The organism is Sorangium sp. So ce1335 (assembly GCF_051521615.1).
In the GTDB taxonomy this organism is placed as follows: domain Bacteria; phylum Myxococcota_A; class Polyangia; order Polyangiales; family Polyangiaceae; genus Sorangium.
Genome location: NZ_CP150363.1, coordinates 11,936,128 through 11,957,604, shown reverse-complemented (window position 1 = coordinate 11,957,604; position 21,477 = coordinate 11,936,128). Strand labels below are relative to the sequence as shown.

At 72.8% G+C, this 21,477-nt stretch carries 11 protein-coding genes; 8 read left to right on the top strand and 3 right to left on the bottom strand.

Features of this window, described 5'->3' with window-relative positions; translation table 11 throughout:
• Positions 1-105: 105 nt before the first annotated feature.
• The 3 genes from WMF24_RS44615 to WMF24_RS44605 form a co-directional block, all read right to left on the bottom strand.
• The gene (locus WMF24_RS44615; RefSeq protein WP_437733581.1) at positions 106-2,643 is read right to left on the bottom strand and encodes a catalase; all 2,538 of its coding nucleotides are present in this window, start codon (positions 2,641-2,643) and stop codon (positions 106-108) included.
• A 258-nt stretch (positions 2,644-2,901) separates the two neighbouring features.
• Positions 2,902-4,572 (bottom strand): hypothetical protein, encoded by a 1,671-nt coding sequence (locus WMF24_RS44610; RefSeq protein WP_437733580.1) that lies wholly within the window; start codon positions 4,570-4,572, stop codon positions 2,902-2,904.
• A gap of 18 nt (positions 4,573-4,590) precedes the next feature.
• Positions 4,591-5,622 (bottom strand): DUF2169 family type VI secretion system accessory protein, encoded by a 1,032-nt coding sequence (locus WMF24_RS44605; RefSeq protein WP_437733579.1) that lies wholly within the window; start codon positions 5,620-5,622, stop codon positions 4,591-4,593.
• A 196-nt stretch (positions 5,623-5,818) separates the two neighbouring features.
• Between WMF24_RS44605 and WMF24_RS44600 the strand changes: the two genes are divergently transcribed.
• Genes WMF24_RS44600 through WMF24_RS44565 form a run of 8 tightly spaced genes read left to right on the top strand, consistent with a single transcriptional unit; the run spans position 5,819 to position 21,409 of the window.
• On the top strand, positions 5,819-8,005 hold the full coding sequence (locus WMF24_RS44600) for a type VI secretion system Vgr family protein (RefSeq protein ID WP_437733578.1): 2,187 nt from the start codon (positions 5,819-5,821) through the stop codon (positions 8,003-8,005).
• Positions 8,002-10,176 (top strand): type VI secretion system Vgr family protein, encoded by a 2,175-nt coding sequence (locus tag WMF24_RS44595; protein WP_437733577.1) that lies wholly within the window; start codon positions 8,002-8,004, stop codon positions 10,174-10,176. Before WMF24_RS44600 ends, WMF24_RS44595 begins: the two co-directional genes overlap by 4 nt.
• Before the next feature lie 8 nt (positions 10,177-10,184).
• The gene (locus WMF24_RS44590) at positions 10,185-10,658 is read left to right on the top strand and encodes a hypothetical protein (protein WP_437733576.1); all 474 of its coding nucleotides are present in this window, start codon (positions 10,185-10,187) and stop codon (positions 10,656-10,658) included.
• 31 nt (positions 10,659-10,689) lie between these two features.
• Positions 10,690-13,242, top strand: a complete 2,553-nt coding sequence (locus WMF24_RS44585; protein WP_437733575.1) for a type VI secretion system Vgr family protein — start codon at positions 10,690-10,692, stop codon at positions 13,240-13,242.
• On the top strand, positions 13,239-14,258 hold the full coding sequence (locus WMF24_RS44580; RefSeq protein WP_437733574.1) for a hypothetical protein: 1,020 nt from the start codon (positions 13,239-13,241) through the stop codon (positions 14,256-14,258). Before WMF24_RS44585 ends, WMF24_RS44580 begins: the two co-directional genes overlap by 4 nt.
• On the top strand, positions 14,255-15,781 hold the full coding sequence (locus tag WMF24_RS44575) for a hypothetical protein (RefSeq protein WP_437733573.1): 1,527 nt from the start codon (positions 14,255-14,257) through the stop codon (positions 15,779-15,781). The genes WMF24_RS44580 and WMF24_RS44575 overlap by 4 nt, the downstream gene beginning before the upstream one ends.
• Positions 15,778-16,959: a hypothetical protein gene (locus tag WMF24_RS44570; RefSeq protein WP_437733572.1), complete on the top strand. Its 1,182-nt coding sequence runs from the start codon at positions 15,778-15,780 to the stop codon at positions 16,957-16,959. The genes WMF24_RS44575 and WMF24_RS44570 overlap by 4 nt, the downstream gene beginning before the upstream one ends.
• Before the next feature lie 16 nt (positions 16,960-16,975).
• On the top strand, positions 16,976-21,409 hold the full coding sequence (locus WMF24_RS44565) for a DUF6531 domain-containing protein (RefSeq protein ID WP_437733571.1): 4,434 nt from the start codon (positions 16,976-16,978) through the stop codon (positions 21,407-21,409).
• Positions 21,410-21,477: the final 68 nt, after the last annotated feature.

Here is a 21,477-nt window from a genome sequence, read left to right as displayed (position 1 = left end):
GCGCCGCACGCGACGCGCGCGCCGGGGGCGGCCATCGCAGGGGCGTGCCCGGCGACAGGCGCGGGGCGGGCGCCCCCGGCGCGCCGCCCCGCCGGCGGGGCGGGCTCAGACGGCCGGCGGCTCGGTCTGGCGCTGCCACGCGCGGTGCATGGCGATCGCCTTGATGAACGCCGGGGCCGCCGCGGCCACCTCGTCGTCCGGCAGGACGAGGAGGCCCGGGTCGTCGCCCCCGCCGGCCGCGGCGGCCGCGGCGGCCGTCACGCCCGCGGCCACCGCGAGCGAGGCGGCCGACGCCGGCACGAGCAGGGGCTTGCAGTGGCGGTACTGGAGCTGGACGAACTCGACCGCGAGCCCGTCGCGCGCCAGCGCCGCCGCGCCGGCGCCGGGCGGCAGCACCGCCGCGTCGAACAGGACGCTCGGGGCGGCCTCGACCGTCACCTCGACCGGCAGCTCGTCGCCCTCGGCGGTGCGCACGACGCCGAGGCGCTGGCCGACGTAGCGGGGCACCGCGCCCGCCAGCAGCAGCGCGTCGTAGAGGGCGCTCGCCCCCGCGCCGGCCACCCCGTCGGCGACGAGGATCGCGACGCGGCGGCCGAGGATGCGGCCGTCGCCGGGCCGGGCGAGCAGCGACAGGGCCGGGGACACGGCGACCTCGGGGGCCTTGACGGGCGGCACCACCATCGAGAGCGGCTCGGGGAGCGGCGTGCCGAGGTCGGCCGCGACGCGCGCGGCGAGCCCCTCGTCGACGTTCCGCAGCATCGCGACCATGCGCTCGCGGATGGCCTGCGTCTGCACGCGCGTCAGCTCGAAGCGGAAGGCGCGCGCGATGTGCTCGCGCTCGATGGGCGTCTGGCTCGCCCAGAAGAGGCGCGCCTGCGTGTAGTGGTCGGCGAACTTCTCGGGCTTCGCGCGCAGCTTCGTCGGCTCGGTCGAGGCCTGCTGCGCCAGGAGCCGCTCGGCGACCGAGGCGAAGCCGCGCGCGCCGGCCTGGAAGGGGCAGCCGCCGGCGAGCGAGTTGGGCTCGTAGTTCACCCGGCCGCGGTTGATCGTCTGGCGGTGGAACCCGTCGCGCTGGTTGTTGTGCACCTGGACGACCGGCGCGTTGATCGGGATCTCGTGGAAGTTCGGCCCGCCGAGGCGCAAGAGCTGCGTGTCGAGGTAAGAGAAGTTGCGCCCCTGCAGCAGCGGGTCGTTCGTGAAGTCGATGCCGGGGACGATATGCTGCGTGCAGAACGCGACCTGCTCGGTCTCGGCGAAGAAGTTGTCGGGGTTGCGGTTCAGGACGAGCCGGCCGACGGTGCGCAGGGGCGCGAGCTCCTCCGGCACGATCTTCGTCGCGTCGAGGACATCGAAGCTCCACGCCTCGGCCTCGGCCTCGGTGAACGTCTGGATCTGCAACAGGTACTCGGGGAACGCGCCGCCCTCGATGGCCTCCCAGAGGTCGCGGCGGTGGAAGTCGGGGTCGGCGCCCGCGATCTTCACCGCCTCGTCCCAGTCGAGCGAGTGCGTGCCGAGCACGGGCGTCCAGTGGAACTTCACGAGCGTCGCCTCGCCGGCCGAGTTGACGAGCCGGAAGGTGTGCACGCCGAAGCCCTGCATCGTGCGGTAGCTGCGGGGGATCGCCCTGTCGCTCATCTGCCACATGACCATGTGAATCGACTCGGGCATGAGCGAGATGAAGTCCCAGAAGGTGTCGTGCGCGCTCGAGGCCTGCGGCATCTGGTGGTGCGGCTCGGGCTTCACGGCGTGAACGACGTCGGGGAACTTCATCGGATCCTGGATGAAGAAGACAGGAATGTTGTTGCCGACGAGGTCCCAGTTGCCCTCGTCGGTGTAGAACTTCACGGCGAAGCCGCGGACGTCGCGCACCGTGTCGGCGCTGCCGCGCTCGCCGGCGACGGTCGAGAAGCGCACGAACACCGGCGTCCGCTTGCCGACCTTCGCGAAGGGCGCGGCCTTGGTGAGCGAGGTGATGTCCTCGGTGCACTCGAAGTAGCCGTGCGCGCCCGAGCCGCGCGCGTGCACGACGCGCTCGGGGATGCGCTCGTGGTCGAAGTGCGTGATCTTCTCGCGAAGGATGAAGTCCTCGAGCAGCGTCGGGCCGCGCAGCCCCGCGCGCAGCGAGTTCTGGTTGTCGCCGACGGGCACGCCCTGGTTCGTCGTCAGCGCCCGGCCGAGCGAGTCAGCCCGGTGCTTTTGCAGCGGCCCCTGATTCAGGTTCTCGCCCGGAGCCGCCTTGTCGCCGTTCTTCTCGGACTCGTTGCTCTCCGTGATCGTGCTCGCGGTTGCGTCCAGGTTCTCTGGCTTCGCTGTGGCACCTTGCGGCGGCTGTGGCACTTTGCCGCGCAGCGCGTACTCGGCGGGTTTGTTCACGTTCTCGGGGATGGCGGCGACGAGCGCCTCGGTGGCGTCGAACTTCGCGTCGAGGCGGTCGGCGGCCGCGAGGTTGCGCACCCCGGCGTCGTCGCTGCTCGTCCCGCTGCCGAGCGCGGTCGCCGCGCGCTCGATGAGGCTGCGCTTCGGCCGCGCGGCCCGCGGCTTCGCCGACGGGCCGCCCATCGATTGCTTCGCGCTGCCCGCGCCCTTTTCGTTCGGCGCCGGGTCCTTGGACGATGACTTCGCGGGGTCTTTGCGATCGGTCATGAGATGGCCTCCGGGGGAGAGCCGGGCCATTCAGCAAGGAGCGCACCAACACCAGAGATTCAGGCAGCTCCCCGGGGACGTGCGCGCGTCCGGACACCCTGTCACGGCGCCTCGGTCGGCCCGCCGCGGCCGCGCATGCCGCCGGCCGCGGCGACGGCCGGGCGGACGCCTCGCGTGACGAGCAGGGCGGACAGTCGAACGACATGGCCGCTCATCGCGGCTGACCCGCTGCGCGGCAGCTGCCCGAGACACGGGATGTCAGCGCGGCCCTGCGTACCGGGCCGCGTACGCCTCGCATGCCCGCTCCCACGCGAGCCGCACGGTCGGCTCCTCGGCCATTCGCTCCTGCCAGTGCGCGTCCAGATTCGCCCGTTGCTCGGGGGTGATCCCATGACGGCGGAGGATCTCGCTCCCCTGCTCCGGGAACCAGCGGAGCTCCACGCAGAGCTGGGCATACCGCTCGAGCGAAAGCGACGGCGTGCCGCTCCCGAGCGCGGCTTTCGCTGCGAGCGGAGCGAATGGCAACGCCGGTCCAGACGGGCCGGAGGACCCGAGCTCCGTCTCATGGAGGCTCTGGAAATGCCTCATGCCCTTCGGGATCACGAGGCCGGACGGGACCTCCGGGGCCGGGGCCGCGCCCGCCGCAGGCTCGCGCGCGAACGGCAGGGGCGTCCCGCCGGGCTCGCCGCGCAGCGGTGCGGTCATCCCGAGCGGCTTCTCAACCGGCTCCGCGCGCGGCCCCTGCGTCGCCTCCGCGTGCTGCTTCGCGCTCTCGAACGCCACCTCCGGCGGCACAGACGGCGCCGACTCGAACGGCAACGCCGGGCCCGACGGCCCGGGGGGCCCGAGCTCCGTCTCGCGGACGCTCTGGAAATGCCTCATGCCCTTCGGGATCACGAAGCCGGACGGGACCTCCGGGGCCGGGGCCGCGCCCGCCGCGGGCTCGCGCGCGGGGGCCGCGCCCGCCACGGGCTCGCGCGCGAACGGCAGGGGCGTCCCGCCGGGCTCGCCGCGCAGCGGCGCCGTGGTCTCGAGCGGCTTCGCCACTGGCTCCGCGCGCGGTCCCTGCGTCGCCTCCGCATGCCGCTTCGCGCTCTCGAACGTCACCTCCGGCGTCACCGACGGCGCCGACTCGAACGGCAATGCCGGCCCCGACGGCCCGGGAGACCCGAGCTCCGTCTCGCGGACGCTCTGGAAATGCCTCATGCCGTCCGGAATCTCGAACATCTCGAGCGCCGCGGGCGCCGTAGACGCCGCAGGGGCCATCGCGGCGCGCGGCGCCAGCGGAGGCGCCGGCCCGTCCAGCGTTCCCGCCGGCGGTGCATCGCTGTCCGGCGTGGGCAGGGGCGTCCAGAGCGAGGGGCGGGGCGCCGGGCTGTCCCCCCTCCCGCTCGCCGGCCTGCCGGACGGTCGCGCCTCGGCGGGCGGCACCATGCCGGGATCCACCGCGATCTCCGGACAGGAGCCCAGCGGCTCTCTTGCGATGACGAGCGCCTGCTCCCGCAATCCGGCGTCCGAGGCGATGCGCTCCGCCCAGCGGATCTGCAAGCGCGCGATGTCGCTGAAGCGCACGCCGCGCGCGTCGAGGAAGGCGAGGTGGTCGTCGGAGGACGACCAGGCGCGCAGGAAACCCAGCCAGGCCCGGAGATCCTCGTCGATGGGCCGGATTCGCCGGGAGAATCGAGCGCGCGCTTCGGAGAGCAACGCGTCGTACCGGCCGAGGAGAGCCTGATCCCCTGCGGCGCTCTCCGCCAGCCGTGCGGCCCACGCAGGCTCCGCATCGCTCCAGGACGCCGGGGGGACGCGCTCGCGGAGGAGCGCTGCGTCCAGCGAAGACCCCTCCGAGAGGGCCGCGTGCACCGCGGCGTAGCGCGCCAGGCTCACCCCCCCTTGAACCTCTCCGTCTCCAGCCCTCTCGTCGACAAGCATCGTCGTCCTGCCCTCGCGTCACCCGCCGTCGAGGTCCACCCTGAGCTCGCGTAGCACCTCGATGCCGCGGCCGATCGGGAACGCATGCCGGCCCGCGATCTCGAACCGACGCTCGGCCGGCTCGAGGACGAGCGTGTCGATCTCCGGGCGGACACTCACCTTGCGCCCGCTATCAAAGCGAGCATGGATGACGACCGGGAGCGCGGGCAGCTCGAAGCGGAAGAGCCCATCGGGCGACATCCCGAGCACCGCGACCGGATCCGAGGCCCGCAGCGGCTCGTCCAGGATCAGCGCCGGGTGCGCGACATTGTGGTGCCTCACGTCGAAATCCGGCGGCATGAGCGGCATTCGCTCTGCCTTCCAGCGCTCATCGAAGGTGCCCGCGCGCTCGCGCCTCGGCGACCAGTGGGCGGCAATCGGCCCGTATCCGGCGGGCGCCCGGCGATCGGGCGGCCCGTCGACGGGGTAAGCCGGATGCTCAATCTGCGGCGCGAGTCGATCGACGAGATCGTGAGGGTGGTGCGCGACGCCCGTGCCGCTCGGGTTCCGCGGGTCGATGAGCTTCAGGTCGTCGGTCCTCCCGCCATAGGCCCTCTCGTAGACGAGCGGAGCGCGCTCGAACGGCGCCGCCGGACCGATCGCGACCTGACCGAGCCACGCATAGTAGAACCGCGGGCCGTGGACGCGCAGCGGCGCCGAGGTCCCGCGGACCTTGATCGCCACGTCCATCGCCACGACGGGCCGAGGGGAGATCGCCTCGCCCACGGCCACGACATCGGCTCCATGCTTGCGCGGGCACAGGTCCGACGCATACCGGAGGCTGCTCCACGGATCCCCCTCGTCGCGCGGGACATCGCTCATCCGGACAGGCCGTGGCTCCACCGGCACAACCCTGCGGCGCTCCACCCCGAACGTGCCCTTGACGATCACGGCGACCACGGGCCGCCCGGAGGCCTCGACCAGCGGACACGCGACGACCGCAAACGGTGTCGCGTTGGCCACGGCCCCGCTGGCTGCCGCCGCCGTGATGGCGGCCGCATCAACTCCCATGTCGCCCAGCCTGGGCCGAGCTCGCGCCGAGATCCTGCGCAAAACGACGAAAACGTGCGTTCGCGCCACGCCAGGAACCGTGCGGCGAGCCATACGAGCCGACACAAGGAGACACAGGGCAAAGAGCTGTTGCCTGCACGATGAGCATCATGGTACCAGGCATGGCTTATGTCCCGCAACTGCCGAGAGTAGGAACATGTTCGAGATCGAGCTCGAGATCGCGAACAAGGTCGTTGAGTCGTGCCATGTACTCCGCGTCACCGGCACGGAAGCAATGAACGAGCTCCCTCGCTGGGAGGTGGAGATCCTCACAGCCGAGGGGCTCGACCTCGGAGCCGCGGCCGGATCTCGGGCGCGGCTCTCGCTCCGGGACGAGCTCGAGGGGGCGACGCGCCATATCGAGCTGCTCGTCTCCGAGATCAGCGATGAGGGGCGCGAGCGGGCCTTCCGTCGGTACACGCTCGTGCTCGCTCCGGCCCTGTGGCAGCTCACCCTCCAGGGCGGTTACCGCCTCTTCCTCGACAAGGCCGCTCACGAGATCGTCGCCGAGGTGCTGCGCGACGCGGGCGTATCCGCCGAGCGGCTCGACCTGCGGCTCGCGGGCGATTACGCGCGGCGGCGGCAGTGCGTCCAGTACGGCGAGCGAGCGTGGTCGTTCATCGAGCGGCTCCTCGCGGACGAGGGGATTACGTACTGGTTCGACACGGCGGGCGACCACGAGGTCCTCGTCCTCGGGGACACGCCGGAGGCGCACGACGGGATCGCAGCGCCAGTGACCGTTCCCTACCAGGACGCGAGCGGCATGGTCCGGCGGCGCTCGATCGACGAGCTCGCGCTGATCGCGGAGATCACCCCATCTTCGGTGCTGGTCCGCGACTTCGACGTCCAGAACCCCGACGTCTACATCGAAGGCGCCGCCGGCGGGGGCGCGCTCTCCTATTTCGAGTATCCCGCCTTCGTGCCCACCCGCGCCGCGGCGAAGCGCCGGGCAGAGGTGCGCCTCGAGCAGCTCCGGCGCTTCGCCGTGCGCGCGCTCGCGGCGAGCGACTGCACGCGCACGCGGCCGGGGCGCCGGCTGCGCGTCGAGGGGTGCATGGATGACGAGATGAACCGCGAGTACCTCGTCGTCCGGGTGGAGCACGTATACCAGCGGCCCGCGCCGCACGGCGCGCCAGCAGCGCCTTATCGCAACCGGCTGCTCCTCGTCCCCGCCGGCGAGATGCCCTTCCGGCCGGCCATCCCCACCCAGGCGCCGAGGGTCGAGGGCATCGAGAGCGCGGTGACCACCGGGCCAACCGGTGAGGAGATCCACGTGGACGAGCTCGGCCGCGTCAAGCTCCGGTTCCTCTGGGATCCATCCGGCGTCGTGGACGACCGGTCGTCGGCCTGGGTGCGGTGCCTGCAATGGCCGCTCGGCGGCGCCATGCTCCTGCCGCGCGTCGGATGGGAGGTCCCGGTCGGCTACCTGGATGGCAATCCGGACGTCCCCTTCGTCCTCGGCCGTCATTACAATGCGACGGCCGTCGTGCCGTATCCGCTCCCCGGGCGCGCGGCGACCACATCCCTCCAGTCCGCGGCGTCGCCCGGTGGCGGCAGCACGAACGAGATCCGCATGAGCGACGACGCTGGCCAGGAGGAGCTGTTCCTCCACGCCGCGAGGGATCAGAGCGTCTCCGTGGGAGGCCCGTCGAGGACCGAAGTCGGCGCGGATCTCACGCAGGACGTCGGCGCCTCGCTCGCCCACGTCGTCCTCGGCGCGCAGGCGCACGCGGTCGGAGGCTCGCAGTCGGTGAACGTGGGCACGACCTTCGCCACGGCCGCGAAGGGCGCGGTGTCGCTCTCCGTCGGCGGGGCCGAGCTCCTGAGCGCCGGCGGGAATCGCACCGTCGCGGCGAGCGGGGAGTACACGGAGGTCGTCGGGGCCGCGTACGCGCTCCAGTGCAATCAGGCGAACATGCAGGTCGATGGCGCGTTCGTCCAGGCGAGCGGCGGCTCATCGACGCTCGCGGCGACGCTCGGCGTGACGGAGAGCGTCGCCGGCGCGCGCGTCGAGTCCGTGGGCGGCGCCTATACCGTCGTGGCAGGCGGCAGGTTCGCGGACACGGCGTACGGGGCCAAGCGGATCCAGGCGGGCGGCGCCGCGGTGGAGTCGGCCGGCGGCGCGGCCGCGCTCTCCGCGGCGGTCGGGAAGATCGCTGCGGGGAGCGCGACGCTCCGCGCCGGCGGCGAGTTCGCCATCACCGGGGCGGACATCACCATCGAGGCGGCCTCGCTGAGCGCGGGGACGCTCGAGATCCGCGGCGGAGCGCTCCGCGCGACGCGCGGTACGACCAGGGTGGACGGACTCGTGGTCAAGCACCTCAACGGGACGAAGATCACATGAAGGAAGCCGCGGAGATGGCGCTCGCGCAGGTCTTCCAGGTGTCGGTCGAGGGCCTTACCGAGGCGCTCCGCGTCGCGCGGCTCCTCGGGCGGGAGCGCCTCAATGCCCCTTTCTCCTTCGAGATCACCTGCGCTCTCTCGGATCCATCGAGCGAGACCGACCCGCTCTCGCTCATCACCGCCCCTGCCCGCCTCACGTGGCACGGGCATTCCGGGCGCGAGCGCTCGGTCGACGCGGTGGTCGACGCGGCGGAGGTCCAGCCTGGCCTGTGGGTGCTCACGCTCGTGCCCCGCGCGGCGGCGTGCATGGACGCCGTGGATCATCGCGTCTTCGTGGACCTCGACGCGACCGCGATCGCCCGGGCGCTGCTCGAGGAGCACGGGATCGCGCTCGACCTCCGCGTCGGCCGCGCGCCCCCAAAACGCGGCCAGTGCATCCAGCAGTTCGAGGGAGATCTCGAGTTCATGACGCGCCTCCTCGCCGAGGAGGGGATCACGTGGTTCCTGGATCCGGCAGGGGACACCTGCATCCTGACGGACGGCATCGCCGGCCACCCCGAGGTCGAGGGCGGCCCGCTGCCGGTCCGGGAAGAGGCAGGCATGGAAGCGGGGGAGTCGGTGTACCGCGTGCGGCTGGTCGAGCGGGTCGCGATCGAGGAGGTCGCCCTGCGCGATTACAACTTCGAGAAGCCGATGCTCGATCAGGGCGTCTCGGCGGGCGCAGGCGCGCGGCGGGTCTACGACTACCCCGGAGGCTACCTCGACCCGGCGACGGGGCAGCGCGCCGCGGAGCTGCGGCTGGAAGAGGCGCGCGCTTGCCGGCGGGTCCTCCACGGCGAGACGAACGCCCGCGGCCTCTTCGCAGGCGCGGTGCTCACCTTGAAGGGGGGCGAGCGGGAGGACCTCGACGGGCGCTGGCTGCTCGTCGAGGTGGTTCACGAGGGGCACGAGCGCGAGGCCAACGAGCGGCCATATGCCGCCCGGTTCACCGCCATCCCCGCCGACATCGCCTATCGCCCCGAGCGCTCTCGCGCGCCGCGGCTCGGCGGCGTGCAGACGGCGGTCGTCGCCGGGCCCCGCGGGGCCGAGCTCCACACGGAAGAGCACGGCCGTGTCCGCGTGAAGCACAGGTGGGACCGGCGGGCGCCCGACGACGGCACGAGCTCGGCGTGGACGCGCGTTGGCCAGCCGGCCACCTCCGGCGCCCTCTTCCTCCCCCGCGTTGGCTGGGAGGTCCTCGTGGGGTTCTCCGGCAAGGACGGCGACGCCCCCGTCGTGCTCGGGCGGCTCTACAACCGCGCGGCCCCTCCGCCCGCGGCGCTGCCGAGGGAGAAGGTCGTGAGCGCGCTCGGGACGCTGACGACGCCGGGCGGCGGCGGCCGGAACCGCATCGCCACCGACGACACCGCCGGCAACGAGGGGATGATGTTCGAGGCCTCGAGCGACTTCAACGAGCGTACCGAGAACGACAAGGTCACCGCCGTGAAGGCCGATGACACCTGGGCTGTCGGCGGCGCTCGCAAGCTCATCGTCGGGCACGTCTTCGAGCAGAGCGTGACCGGCGCGCAGCGCTACAGCGTCGGCGGGTCGCGCACGGTCGAGGCCGGCGCGCAGATCAGCCTCAGCGCCGCCTCCGAGTCCATCGCGATCGCCGCCTTGCGCGGCGTCCGGACGGGCGGCGATCACACGACCGCGTGCGCCACGTTCACACGCATCGTGGGCGGCGGCGAGGCGCAGGCGGCGATCGAGCACCAGCAGCGGGTCGTGAAGGGCGGATCCCTCGTCGTGAACGGGGGCGGCTGGTCGAGCGCGTCGGCGTCGAACGCCTCCGTCGACGTGGGCGGCGTGTCCACGCTCCAGATCGCCGGCGCGAAGAGCGTCGCGTGCGCCGAGTACACGCTCACGGCCAAGGGCCTCCTCTCGGAGACGTACCCGTCGCGCAAGGTGACCGCGGGCGGCGCGATCACCGAGACGTTCACCGCCGCGGGCTCCTACACCGTCGGGGGTGACGCGACGATCGAGGGGGCGGACGTCTCGATCGAGAGCTCGGGCACGCTCACCCTGAAGGCGGGCGGCGTGGTCGTGAAGATGAGCCCGGGGAAGATCGTGATCTCCGGGCGATTCAAGGGCGATGTCGGCAGCGTCGAGAGCGGGACGCAGAAGCACCAGTGAGGTTCGGCATGGCGAAGAAGAAGGTCTCGTCACTCCCCCGCTCGCGCGTGGCCGATCGGGAGCCGGCGCTCGGGCCCGGGATTCATGGAGCGTCCATCGAGCTCGCGCTTGCGGGCTCGTACCGGATCCGGACCACCTCCGGCGCGCGCTGCGCCGCCGTCCTCGGCGACGGCGTCGACCCGGCGCTCGCGGACGATTGCCTGCGGACCGGTCGGCTCGTCATCGTGGCGGACGGTCCGCGCGGCCCGGCGATCATGGGCGCGCTGCAGACCTCGTTGCCCATCGCGCGAGACGCCGATGGCGTCGTGTCCGTGAACGCGAAAGAGCTGCGCGTGCGGCTCGATCGCGCGGCCTCGATCGAGGTCGGCGCCGCGTCGATCACCGCCGACGCGGCCGGCGTGGTGCGGATCGAGGGCGACCGGATGGTGCTCGACATGGGCGCGCTGGTCCGCGTCCTGTCCGCCAGGGTGGAGCTGCCGTGATGCAGGGGCAGCGCGCATCCGGGGGCCCGCCGTGGCCGTAGCCGTCCGGCTCGCCGAAGGGGTCCCCGCGGTGGAGTGCCGCGCCTTCTCGGGCGAGGAGCGCCTCGGCGAGCCCTCGCGCTTCGAGGTCGTCGTCGCCTCGTCCGAGCCGATCGCCGCCGCGGCAGTGCTCGGTCGCCCGTGCTCGGTGACCCTCGACACGCACCACGGCGCGCGCACGCTCCTCGGCGTCGTCACGCGGTGGACGGCGGTCGCCACCTCGCGACAGGACGCGCCGCGCGAGTACCGCTTCGCGATCGGTTCGCGCCTCGCCTTGCTGGAGCACCGCCGCCGCTCCCGGATCTTCCAGCGCCTCTCGGTGCCCGCCATCGTGCAGAAGGTGCTGGGGGAAGGGGGGTACGGTTCGAGCGGCGTCGTCCTGGTGCTCTCGGAAGAGCACGCGCCGCGCGACCATGTTGTCCAGTATGACGAGACGGACGCCACGTTCGTGCGGCGGATGTGCGAGGAAGAGGGCCTTTATTTCCGCTTTCCCTGCGAGGCGGGCGACGCGGACGAGACCATCGAGATCGCCGATCGCTCGCCCGGCGCGCCGCCGGCGCTCCCGGAGGCGCTCCCCCTCATCGACGAGGCCTCGCTGCTGGGTCACGGACCGGCCCTGACGAGGTACCGCGCCCTCCGCCGCCGCCGCCCCGGCAAGATCACCTTGCGCGGTTACGACCCCGAGCGCCCGGGCGCCTTGCTCGAGGTCTCGCGCAGCGAGGGCACGGATCTCGAGCAGCGCAGCGAGGTCTACGAGATCGCCGCGCGCCCTGCCGAGGCGGGCGATCCCTCGAAGGCGCGCCTGCGCCTGGAGACCCTGCGCGCCGAGGCGCTCCGGTGCTCCTTCCAGTCGACGGCCCTCGCGCTCGCGCCGGGGCTCCTGTTCTCCATCGACGTGTCCGCCGGCCACGTCGGCGCGCCCCCGCCTGGCCGCGAGCACCTCGTCGTCGCCGTCACGCACGACTGGAGCGCATCGATGGATGTGCACCGCGTCGAGGTGGAGTCGATCCCGCGCGAGGTCCCTTTCCGGCTCGCGCAGCGCACCGCGCGCCCCCGGATCCACGGCGCCCAGTCCGCCATCGTCACGGGCGCCCCAGGGGCCGAGATCCACCCCGACGATCTCGGCAGGATCTTCGCCCGTTTCCACTGGGATCTCGAGGGCTCCGGCGACGCCGCGAGCAGCCTGCCGATCCGCACGCTGCAGCCGAACACGCCGGGCTCGATGATCCTGCCGCGCGTCGGGTGGGAGGTCTTCGTCCTCTTCGAGGACGGCGATCCGGCGCGGCCTTACGTGATCGGGCGGTCCTACAACGCCAAGAGCCCACCTCCCTTTCCGCTGCCGGCCAACAAGACCATGACCGTCCTCGCGAGCGACAGCTCGCCCGGCGCCGGAGGCCGCAACCTCATCTCGTTCGATGACGCGGCGGGGCGGGAGCACCTCGCTCTCCAGGCGACGTTCGGAAAGACGACCACCGCACGCGCCAGCATGGTCGTGCAGACGGTCAACGACGAGCGATACAGCGTCGCGGGGAGCCAGTCGCGCGAGGTCGCAGCGGACGAGGTGGTCTCGGTCAAGCAGGCGCTCTTCGACGCGGTGGGCTCCCAGTCCGGGTCGGTCGGAGGCCAGCACAAGGTGACCGCCGCGGGGGATCTCGGCGTGGCGGTGGGGAGCGAGTCGGTGCTGGTCGGAGGCGCCCTGATGGAGCAGGTGGGCGATCCGGTGAAGGGCGCGCTCCAGCTGGCCGCGGCGGCCGCGCTGCACGGGGTCGGCTCGAAGGGGACGGCGGGGATGATCGCGGCCTCGGCGCTGGGGATCGCGAAGGCCGCGGCGGAGGGCGCCATGCAGCGTGACGGGGGCGGATGGGAGGGCGCGGCGCAGGCCGGGAAGATGGCCGCTGCCGGCGCGCTCCTCGGGCTCCTCCCTGGGGGCGACGCGATCATGGCCAGCGTTGCTGGGGCCAAGGCGCCTCCTCCGTGGGATCCGGACGCGCCGGATCCGGGCGCCGCTCAGGGCGGCGGGGGCGCTGGCGGCGGGAGCAGCGACGCGAGCGCCCCCGCCGGGCCCGGCCCTGGGCACCGCAACGTGGTGGTGAGCGGCACTGCGTTCGTCGGGATCGGGGGCTCGTCGCTGATCGCGAGCGCGGGCTCGATCGGGTGGAAGACGCTCGGCGCGAGCGCCCACGCGACGGGCGGGAGCCGGACGATCAAGGCGGCCGCCGTGACGCAGACCGCCGCGGGCGCCTCCGTCGAGTCGATCGGCGGCGGCGCGCGCATCGTGGCCTCCGGGGGGATCGGGCGCGGCGCCGCCGCCGCCGCGAGCCTGGAGGTCTCGGGCGCGCTCGTCGCCGAGGGCGCCTCCTACGCCATCAAGGCGCCGAAGATATCGATCCGGGTCGGCGGCGCGCTGTCGATGTCGGGCGCGCACGTCACCCTCAGCGTACCTGGCGCCACCCTCGCGGCGTCTCCGGCTGGGCTCCTGATCAAGGCATCGACGATCGAGATCGACGGGCTCGTCACGCAGTCGGGGAGCCTGTCGCACCGATGAAGCTCGCCGTCGTCGGTCTGGGGCTGGTCTCGCCGGCGGGGATCACGTCCTCGGAGCACGTCTTCTACCTGCGCGCGCGCGTGCCGCCGCCTCAGGCATCTCCGTTCCTGCTCGCCGGCGGCCAGCGGCTCAGCGTCGGCTTCTGTCCGTGGATCGGCGCCCGCGAGCGAGCCGCCGCGCGCGTCGCGCGGCTGGCGCTCGCCGCGATGCACGAGGCGACCCGACCTCTCCACGGCGCGCCGGGGCTCGATCGGATCGCGCTCGTCCTTGTCGCGGCGATCCCGCGGCCCGGGCTGTCCAGGGACGATGTCCGCGAGGTCGAGGCGGCGCTCGCCGCGCGGCTGGGCGGCCCCGATCCGTTGCGGTTCCCCGGCGAGGCCGGTTGCTTCGCCGGCCTGCGCGCTGCCGAGGAGCTCCTCGCCGGAGGTCGGGCGCGCGCGGTCGTGATCGTGGCCGCGGACTCGCTGATCTCGATCGAGCGCTTGCGTCACTGGGTTTCCCACCCGCCGAGCCCGTGGGACGCGGAGGTCCCGCGGCCCTCGGAGGGCGCCGCGGCCCTGGTCGTCACGGCCCCGGACGCCGCGCGCTCCGCCCGGCTGCCGCTCCTCGGGACCGTGCACGGCGCCGCGACCGTCCAGGGGAGCTCGACGGACGCGGACGACGCGATCGTCGATGGTGTCGCGATGACGCAGGCGCTCCGCGGCCTGCCGCGCATCGGCCGGGTGGGCGCGGTCTTTGGCCAGCTCCAGGTGGGCTCGCTCCGCCAGACGGAATGGCTCCTTGCCCTCGCGCGGAGCAGCGAGCGCTTCGAGCCCGAGCACGACGTGAGCTGTCCCGAGATGGACGTCGGCGTGGTCGGCGCGGCGGCCGGCGCGTTCAATCTGGCCTATGGGCTGGCGACGCTCCGGCACGGAGCGACCGAGTCGCCCGCCGCGGCCGGCGCGCCGCTGCTCGCCTGGGCGATCTCCCCCGACGGCACGCGCGGGGTCGCCATGGCGACGGGAGGCTGCGCATGACACCGGTGCTCAAGGCGGCGCGGGGCCGGCCGCTCGCGCACGCGCTGCCCGGGGTCGAGCTCTCGCCCCCTCCCGCCGTCCGCGGAGGAGGCGCGCTCCTGCCGGGAGAGCTCGGCGGCGATCCGCCGCCCGCAGCCGGGGCGGCCGCGGTCGCGGAGGTCGGCCCTGGGCTCGCGGTGCCCGAGGAGCACATCGCGCTGGGCGCGCCCGAGGACGATCCGCGAGCGAGGTTCGACGCGACGGGCGAGCTGCCGGTGCGGCTCGCCGACACGGGAGGCGAGCCCTTGCCGATGGCGCGCTTCCACGCCGCGATCGTCGACTCGTGTGCCGAGATGATCGCGATGCTGGCCCGCCATCGCTGCCAGCGGCCCGCGCTCCACCGTCCCTCGATCGAGGCGCGGATCCTGATCCAGACCGAGGCGATCCTCGCGACCGGCGCAGGCTGCGTCACCGAGGTGGAGCGCTGGTGGACGCGCGCGCTGGAGGGGTCTGATCCGTGGAAGAGCTGGGTGCCGGCCTTCGTGCTGGGCTCGATCGAGGGCCCGGCGCCGCTCCGGGCGCTGGCGCATGGGATCGAGCGGCTCCCGGGCGACGCGCTCTGGGATGCCCTCGCGATCGCCGAGGCGCTCGCGGTGGCGCCTCACCCGGATCTGGCGCAGCTCGGATCCTCGCTGCTCGCCTCGCGCCACCCGGTCGCCCGCGCTGTCGGCGTCGACGTCTGCTCCCGCCGCGGCGGGCTCTCCCGGGAGGATCTGGCGCGCTGGCTGCAGCACGGTGAGGCCCCCGTCGCCCTGGCGGCGATCCGGGCCATCGATCGATGTGAGCCGCGCGAGGCGCGCGAGGTCGTCCCGCCCTCGCTGGTGCCGCTCTTGCGCGCGCGGCTGCGCGACCCGAGCCCTGCCGTGGCGTGGGGCGCGGCGCGGGCGCTCGCGGTCGCGGGGTACCGCGATCCTCACGAAGAGGTCTGCGCTCGCGACGACCTCGTCGCGATCCTCGGCGCCCGTGCGCTCGAGCTCTTCGTCCTCGCGGGCCGCGCCGAGGATCTCCGGAGGATGGAGGGCATCCTCTCGCGCGCTCCGGTCACGCCGGAGGCGCTCTCCGCCATCGGTCGATTCGGCCACGCGGGGGCGTGGGCGTTCTTGACGCACTTCCTCGCGGACGAGGATCTCGCGGACGCCGCGGCCAGCGCGCTCGCGACGCTCTTCGGCCCCGCGGTCCCCGCGCCGGATCGGAAGCGGGCCCTCGCCTGGAAGAGCGCCATCGGGGCGGCGCGCCTGGACCCGACGCTTCGCTATCGGCTCGGCGAGCCGTGGCGGCTGGAGGCGGTCGCGGCGGAGCTCTCGAGCGGCCTCCTCGACCGGGACGAGGCGCAGCGGCGGGCGGATGAGATCGCCGCGCGCGCCGGGCTCGGGCGGTCGATCGAGCTGGCGCTGTGGACGCCGGAACCGGAGGACCAGATCGCGGCGCTCACGGCCGCCTGCTCGCAGGCGTCACGGGGGTGTCCGGCAGGAGGGTGGACATGAGCGAGGAGAGCGCGCCGCAGCAGGTCGCAGACGAGAAGTGGGCCTGGTCGGTCCTCGTGTGGCTGGGCTACGCGGCCCCGCGCGCGAGCACGGCCGAGGACAAGGAGCAGATCGCCCGGTACGACGAGGCGCTCGCCGGCTGGATCCGGGGTTATCCCGGCCGCCTGGAGCGGCACATCCGGTCGCTCGCCGAGGATCTGGAGCGGGCGGCGGGGAGCGGAGCGCGCTTCCCTGCGGAGACGGCCGCGGTGCTCGATCTCCAGGACGAGCACATCCCGCGGACGTTCGAGGTGATCCGGCCGGACGCGATCTTCAAGCTCAGCTCCGTGTACCACTGGCGGTACCACCCGGACCGATTCCCCTGGCTCCCGGTCACGCTCGGAAGGCGGCTTTGCACCGAGATCGCCACGACGACCGGGGAGCTCCCGCCCGACCTGGATATCACGCCCGAGGTGCGCAACTGGATGACCGCGCGCATTCAACGCCGGAGGACGTCGCGCGATGTCGACGGAGAGCCGGATATCCTCCCGCGCGATCTGGAGGGGATGACACCGGAGCACATCGAGGCCGCGCTCGCGGCGTACTTCCAGGTCCCTGTCGAGCTGCTCGTCGGCAAGCTGCGGCCGGAGCGGTACTCCGCCAGCGGGTTCCTGAGCGCGGAAGATCGGCTCGGGCAGGTCATCTGGGAGGACGCGAGGAAGCTGCGCGAGCTCGGCGTCGACCGGCATGCGCTGGCCGATCGGGTCGACGAGGCGCTTCGACAGTGCCAGGAGGCGGACGAGCGCGCGGATGACGAGTTCCGGGCGTGGCAAAGGACCTATCTCGAGGGCAAGAGCTTCGAGGAGGCCGAAGCCGCAAAGCGAACGGACGAGTACAGGGCAGAAGCCAGACGGCGCGCGCTCACGCCCAGGCTGGTCACGCTGGACGACCCCGCGACCCGGCTGGAGGCAACGCTGAAATTGTATCTCGGTGAGCAGGAGGATCCGTTCTTCTCGATTGGGCGGCGCGGGTTCAACGGGGATCTCGTCCTCCGTAACCCCGACCTCGAGAAGGAACCCACGATCACGGTGAGCCTGCTCACGATCCGCCTGATCCGGTACGTGTGCTTCTTCGAGGGCAACGTCCGTTACCGGGTCGATCCCGAGCGGCTCGCTCGCGTCCTCGGGATGATCCGCTGAAAGCCGGAGGCGAGCCATGGCGACGACAAGCAGCGACAAGGAGATCGCGACGACGGGCAGCGGCCACGTGATGCCGGGGCCCACGCCGGCGGTGAGCCATGGCCCTGCGCTCACGCCCGCGGGCGCCCCCGTCCCCACGCCGTACGTTTACATGGCGCGCTCGGCGACGGCCGAGGGGACGGAGTCCTGCACCACGATCAGCGACAAGCCGTTGCTCACGCTCCGCAGCCACATGAAGATCGATGAGCCCGGCAACATGCCGAGCAAGTCGACGGGCGGCGACGTGGTCACGTTCGCCACCTGCGGCCGGGCGACCATGTTCACGGCGTCGAGCGCTTTCTTCGCCGGCGAGTTGAACGTATGTCGCACGCTCGACAAGGGGTACATGAACACGGCGACAGCCGACGGGAAGGTCGCCCAGTGCCTCGGCACCTTGTTCCATGGCGTCGACGTGAGCGCCTCGGGGGCGGATCCCGAGACGTTCAGCGCCAAGAACCGCTATGTCATCGACCCGGTCTCGGTCGCCTCGGGCGAGGTATGCGATGACGACGTGGATGCCGTCCTGGAGGGGCGGATCCGGGTCGTGTGGCGGAGGCTCTACGCTTCCGGCAGGAACCGGGAGAGGACCCCGCTCGGCCGAGGCGGGTGGACGCACAGCTTTCACCAGTGGATCGAGCTGGCCGACGACCACCTGCTCCTGCGCGACGCGGGCGGGCGGAGCGTCCGCTTGCCCCCCGTGCCCGAGAAGGGCTCATCGTTCCACCGCGGGAAGCGGCTCACCGTCACGAGAAAGGCCAGGACGATCGAGGTCTTCGAGATCGACGCGCGGCTGACGCGGGTCTTCCGGTCCGACGGGGATTCCGGAAGGGCGATGCTCCAGGCCCTGCGCGATCCCTCTGGCAACGTGGTCGAGCTTGTCTACGAGGGCGGTCGGCTCGTGAAGATCGTGGGCACCTCGGGCCGGGAGCTCCGCCTCGCGCACGACGGCGAGGGCAGGATCGTCCGGCTCGATGTCTGGGCCGCCGGGGCGCCGCGGCGGACCGTGAGCTACGCCTACTCGGAGCACGGCGACCTCGAGCGCTACACGGACGCGCTGGGGCACACGACCCGCTACGACTACGACGGCCACCACCGGCTCGTCGCAAAGACGCTCCCCACCGGGCTCGGCTTTCATTACGAGTACGACGCGTCGGGCCGGTGCGTCCGCGGTCACGGCGACGGCGGCATCCACGCCGCCGATCTCGCCTATGACACGAGCAAGGGCGAGACGACGGTGACCGGCAACCCCGCGCCTCGAGTGTTCCAGTGGGACGCGCGGGGGGCGGTGACCTTGCAGCGGACCAGCGATGGCGCCGTGGTCCAGAGGACCGAGTACGACGACGATCTCCTGGTCGTGGCCGAGGAGAACGCCGCGGGCGAGCGCCATCGGTATGAGCACGACGCGCGCGGCAACCTGGTCGCCCACACCGACGCCGGGGGCCGGATCACCCGGCGCGAGTTCCGCGACGACCGCATGGTGAAGCGCATCCTGCCCGACGGCCGCGTCACCGAGTTTGCCTACGACGACCGCGGAGCGCTCATCGAGGTCACGTATCCTTCGGGGCTCACCCTCTCGCTCGATCACGACGGCCGCGGGCGGATCTCGGCGCTCCGCGATCCCGACGGACTGCACGTCTCCTTCGAGTATGACGAGCAGGACAACCTCGTTGTCGAATCGGGCGCCACGGGCGATCGGACGCGGTACACGTACGACGCGCTCGGGAGCCTCACGTCGATCACCGACGCGCTCGGGCGGACGACGCGCATCTCCTACGACGCCGGGGGGCGCGTGACCGCCATCCAGCGGCCCGACGGCTCGACGGTGCGCCGGGAATACGACCCGCTGGGCCGGCTGGTCCGCGAGACCGATCCTGCCGGCGCGGTCTTCACCAGCGAGCACGGCGGGACGCACTCCCTGCGCAGGACGGTCGGCCCCGACGGGCAGGTCTGGGAAGCCGAGTACGACACGCTGGAGCGGGTCCGCGCGATCCGCAATCCCCGCCGCGAGGTCTGGGAGTACCGCTACGATCGCGCCGGGCGCGTCATCGAGCAGAGGACGTTCGACGGGCGCATCCTGCGCTACCGCTGGTCGAGGTCCGATCACCTCGCGCGGATCGAGCACATGGATGGCACGTACCGCGCGTTCGAGACCGACGCGCACGGCGCGCTCCGGATCGAGCGCTCGCCGCACGGCGCGCTGACGTTCGAGACCTCCGGCAGCAAGCTCGTGGGCACCGTCGACGAGGCGACGGGAAAGACGGTCGTCGAGTCCGAGTTCGACGCGCTGGGCAGGCTGGTCGCCGAGACCCAGGACGGGCTCACGATCCACTATGGTTACGACGAGCGGAACCGGCGCGCCGTGCGCGTGCTGCCCACCGGAGAGACGACGCGGTACCGCTACGACGGCGCGGGGGCGCTGATCGCGGTGGAGCACGAAGGCCGGATCGTCAGCATCGTGCGCGATGTGCTCGGCAACGAGGTGCGCCGGCATCTCCACACGAGCGGGGTCGACATCCTGACGTCGACCGACGTGATGGACCGGATCGCGCGGCAGCGGGTGCTCGCGCCCGCGAGGGCGCCCGGGGCGCCGCGGGCCACGCTCCTCGATCGCGCCTTCCGCTATGACGTGCGCGGTTATCTCCAGACGGTCGACGACTCCCTGCGCGGGACGACACGGTACGAGCATGACGTCTCCGGCCGGCTGGTGGAGGCGAGGCGGGGCGAGCGGCGGGAGATCATCGATTACGACGCCGCCGGCTCGGTGGTGGGGATGCGCGCAGAGCCCGAGCAGGGGATCCCCTGGGCGATGAGGCCGGGGAATGTCCTGATCCGCGCCGGCGATGTGGAGTACGAGCACGACGAGGGCCGGCGGCGGGTGCGGCAGCGCCGGGGAGGGGCGGTGACCGAGCTGCTCTGGGACTGCCGTGATCGGCTCCGCGAGGTCCGGCTCCCGGGCGGGACGAGGGTACTTTACACCTACGATGCTCACGGGCGACGGGTGCGCAAGGAGATCCTCCCGCCGCCCGCGGATCCGCCCGCCGCGCCGCGCGTCGTGCGCTATCTCTGGGACGGGCTCGCGCTGGCCGCCGAGATCGACTCGGAGCGAGGAACGAGGGTGTTCGTGCACGTGCCGGGCTCGCTCGCGCCCCTGCTGCATCAGGAGCAGGGCGAGGTGTTCGCGTACATCAACGATCACCTGGGCGCGCCGCGGGAGCTCGTCGACGAGCGGGGCGAGATCGCCTGGGCGGGCGTGTGCTCGGCCTGGGGCGCGGAGGTCGCCCGCGTCACGCCTTCCGGGCGGGCGCGCCCGCCGGAGACGCCTTTCCGGCTCCTCGGCCATTACCACGACGAGGAGACGGGCTTCTCTCATACCTTGTATCGTTACTTCGATCCCACCACGGCGCGCTGGCTCAGCCCGGATCCCCTCGGCCTGCCTGGCGGCGCGAACCCCGCCGCGTTCAATGGAAGCCCCGTCGTCCACGTCGATGCGCTGGGGCTCCAGTGCGTGCTCGGCAACCCTGCGTGGGATGTGGCCCTCTCGCGGGCCATGGCCGAGAGGGTTCCCGAGCCGGGTTATTACGACGTCATCGTCCACGGCACGCCCCACTTTGTCGCGTCGCCCTTGGTCCGCGTGGACTTCGAGCGTGCGAAGGGCGGCGAGGTAATCATCCTGGGCGCAGAGAGGTTGGCGGCGGTGATCAAGCGGCTGCCGGACTACAAGGGGCAGAAGATCCGGCTCATCTCGTGCTCGACCGGAGCAGCGGACGACGGCGTCGCCGCGGACCTCGCGAAGCTGCTGAACACCGAGGTGCAGGCGCCCCGCCGCGACATCGATGCGGTGGAGGTGAACGACGGATCGTGGCTCTTCCGCACGTTCGATCCCACCGGTCCCCGCGATCCCTGGCCTCCCAAGCCAGCCATGGTGGTGACTCCTCCGGCCACGGTGACGCCGGGGGCGGTGGATGGGGGACCGCCGGTGGTGACGCCGCGTGGGACCGAGCCCGTGCCCCCTGCGATGGTCACGCCTCGCCCCGCGGAGGGGTTCCCTGTGACGCCGCCGGGGACCGAGCCGGTGCCCCCTGCGATGGTCACGCCTCGCCCCGCGGAGGGGCTCCCTGTGACGCCGCCGGGGACCGAGCCCGTGCCCCCTGCGATGGTCACGCCTCGCCCCGCAGAGGGGTTCCCTGTGACGCCGCCGGGGACCGAGCCGGTGCCCCCTGCGATGGTCACGCCTCGCCCCGCAGAGGGGCTCCCTGTGACGCCGCCGGGGACCGAGCCCCAGCGGCCGGCGATGGTCACGCCTCGCCCCGCAGAGGGGTTCCCTGTGACGCCGCCCGGGACCGAGCCCCAGCGGCCGGCGATGGTCACGTCGCCTCCGCGCGGCTGGCCCGACATACCGCCGGTGCGTTGATCCGATTCCCCTGTCCCCCTTCCCGCTCTCGTGCGCCCCGTCGAGCCCGCCCCGCCGCAGCAGACCGG

Bases quoted from the DNA above. Each gene is read 5' to 3' on its own strand.
- WMF24_RS44615 (WP_437733581.1), bottom strand. From the start codon at position 2,643: ATGACCGATCGCAAAGACCCCGCGAAGTCATCGTCCAAGGACCCGGCG.
- WMF24_RS44610 (WP_437733580.1), bottom strand. From the start codon at position 4,572: ATGCTTGTCGACGAGAGGGCTGGAGACGGAGAGGTTCAAGGGGGGGTG.
- WMF24_RS44605 (WP_437733579.1), bottom strand. From the start codon at position 5,622: ATGGGAGTTGATGCGGCCGCCATCACGGCGGCGGCAGCCAGCGGGGCC.
- WMF24_RS44600 (WP_437733578.1), top strand. From the start codon at position 5,819: ATGTTCGAGATCGAGCTCGAGATCGCGAACAAGGTCGTTGAGTCGTGC.
- WMF24_RS44595 (WP_437733577.1), top strand. From the start codon at position 8,002: ATGAAGGAAGCCGCGGAGATGGCGCTCGCGCAGGTCTTCCAGGTGTCG.
- WMF24_RS44590 (WP_437733576.1), top strand. From the start codon at position 10,185: ATGGCGAAGAAGAAGGTCTCGTCACTCCCCCGCTCGCGCGTGGCCGAT.
- WMF24_RS44580 (WP_437733574.1), top strand. From the start codon at position 13,239: ATGAAGCTCGCCGTCGTCGGTCTGGGGCTGGTCTCGCCGGCGGGGATC.
- WMF24_RS44575 (WP_437733573.1), top strand. From the start codon at position 14,255: ATGACACCGGTGCTCAAGGCGGCGCGGGGCCGGCCGCTCGCGCACGCG.
- WMF24_RS44570 (WP_437733572.1), top strand. From the start codon at position 15,778: ATGAGCGAGGAGAGCGCGCCGCAGCAGGTCGCAGACGAGAAGTGGGCC.
- WMF24_RS44565 (WP_437733571.1), top strand. From the start codon at position 16,976: ATGGCGACGACAAGCAGCGACAAGGAGATCGCGACGACGGGCAGCGGC.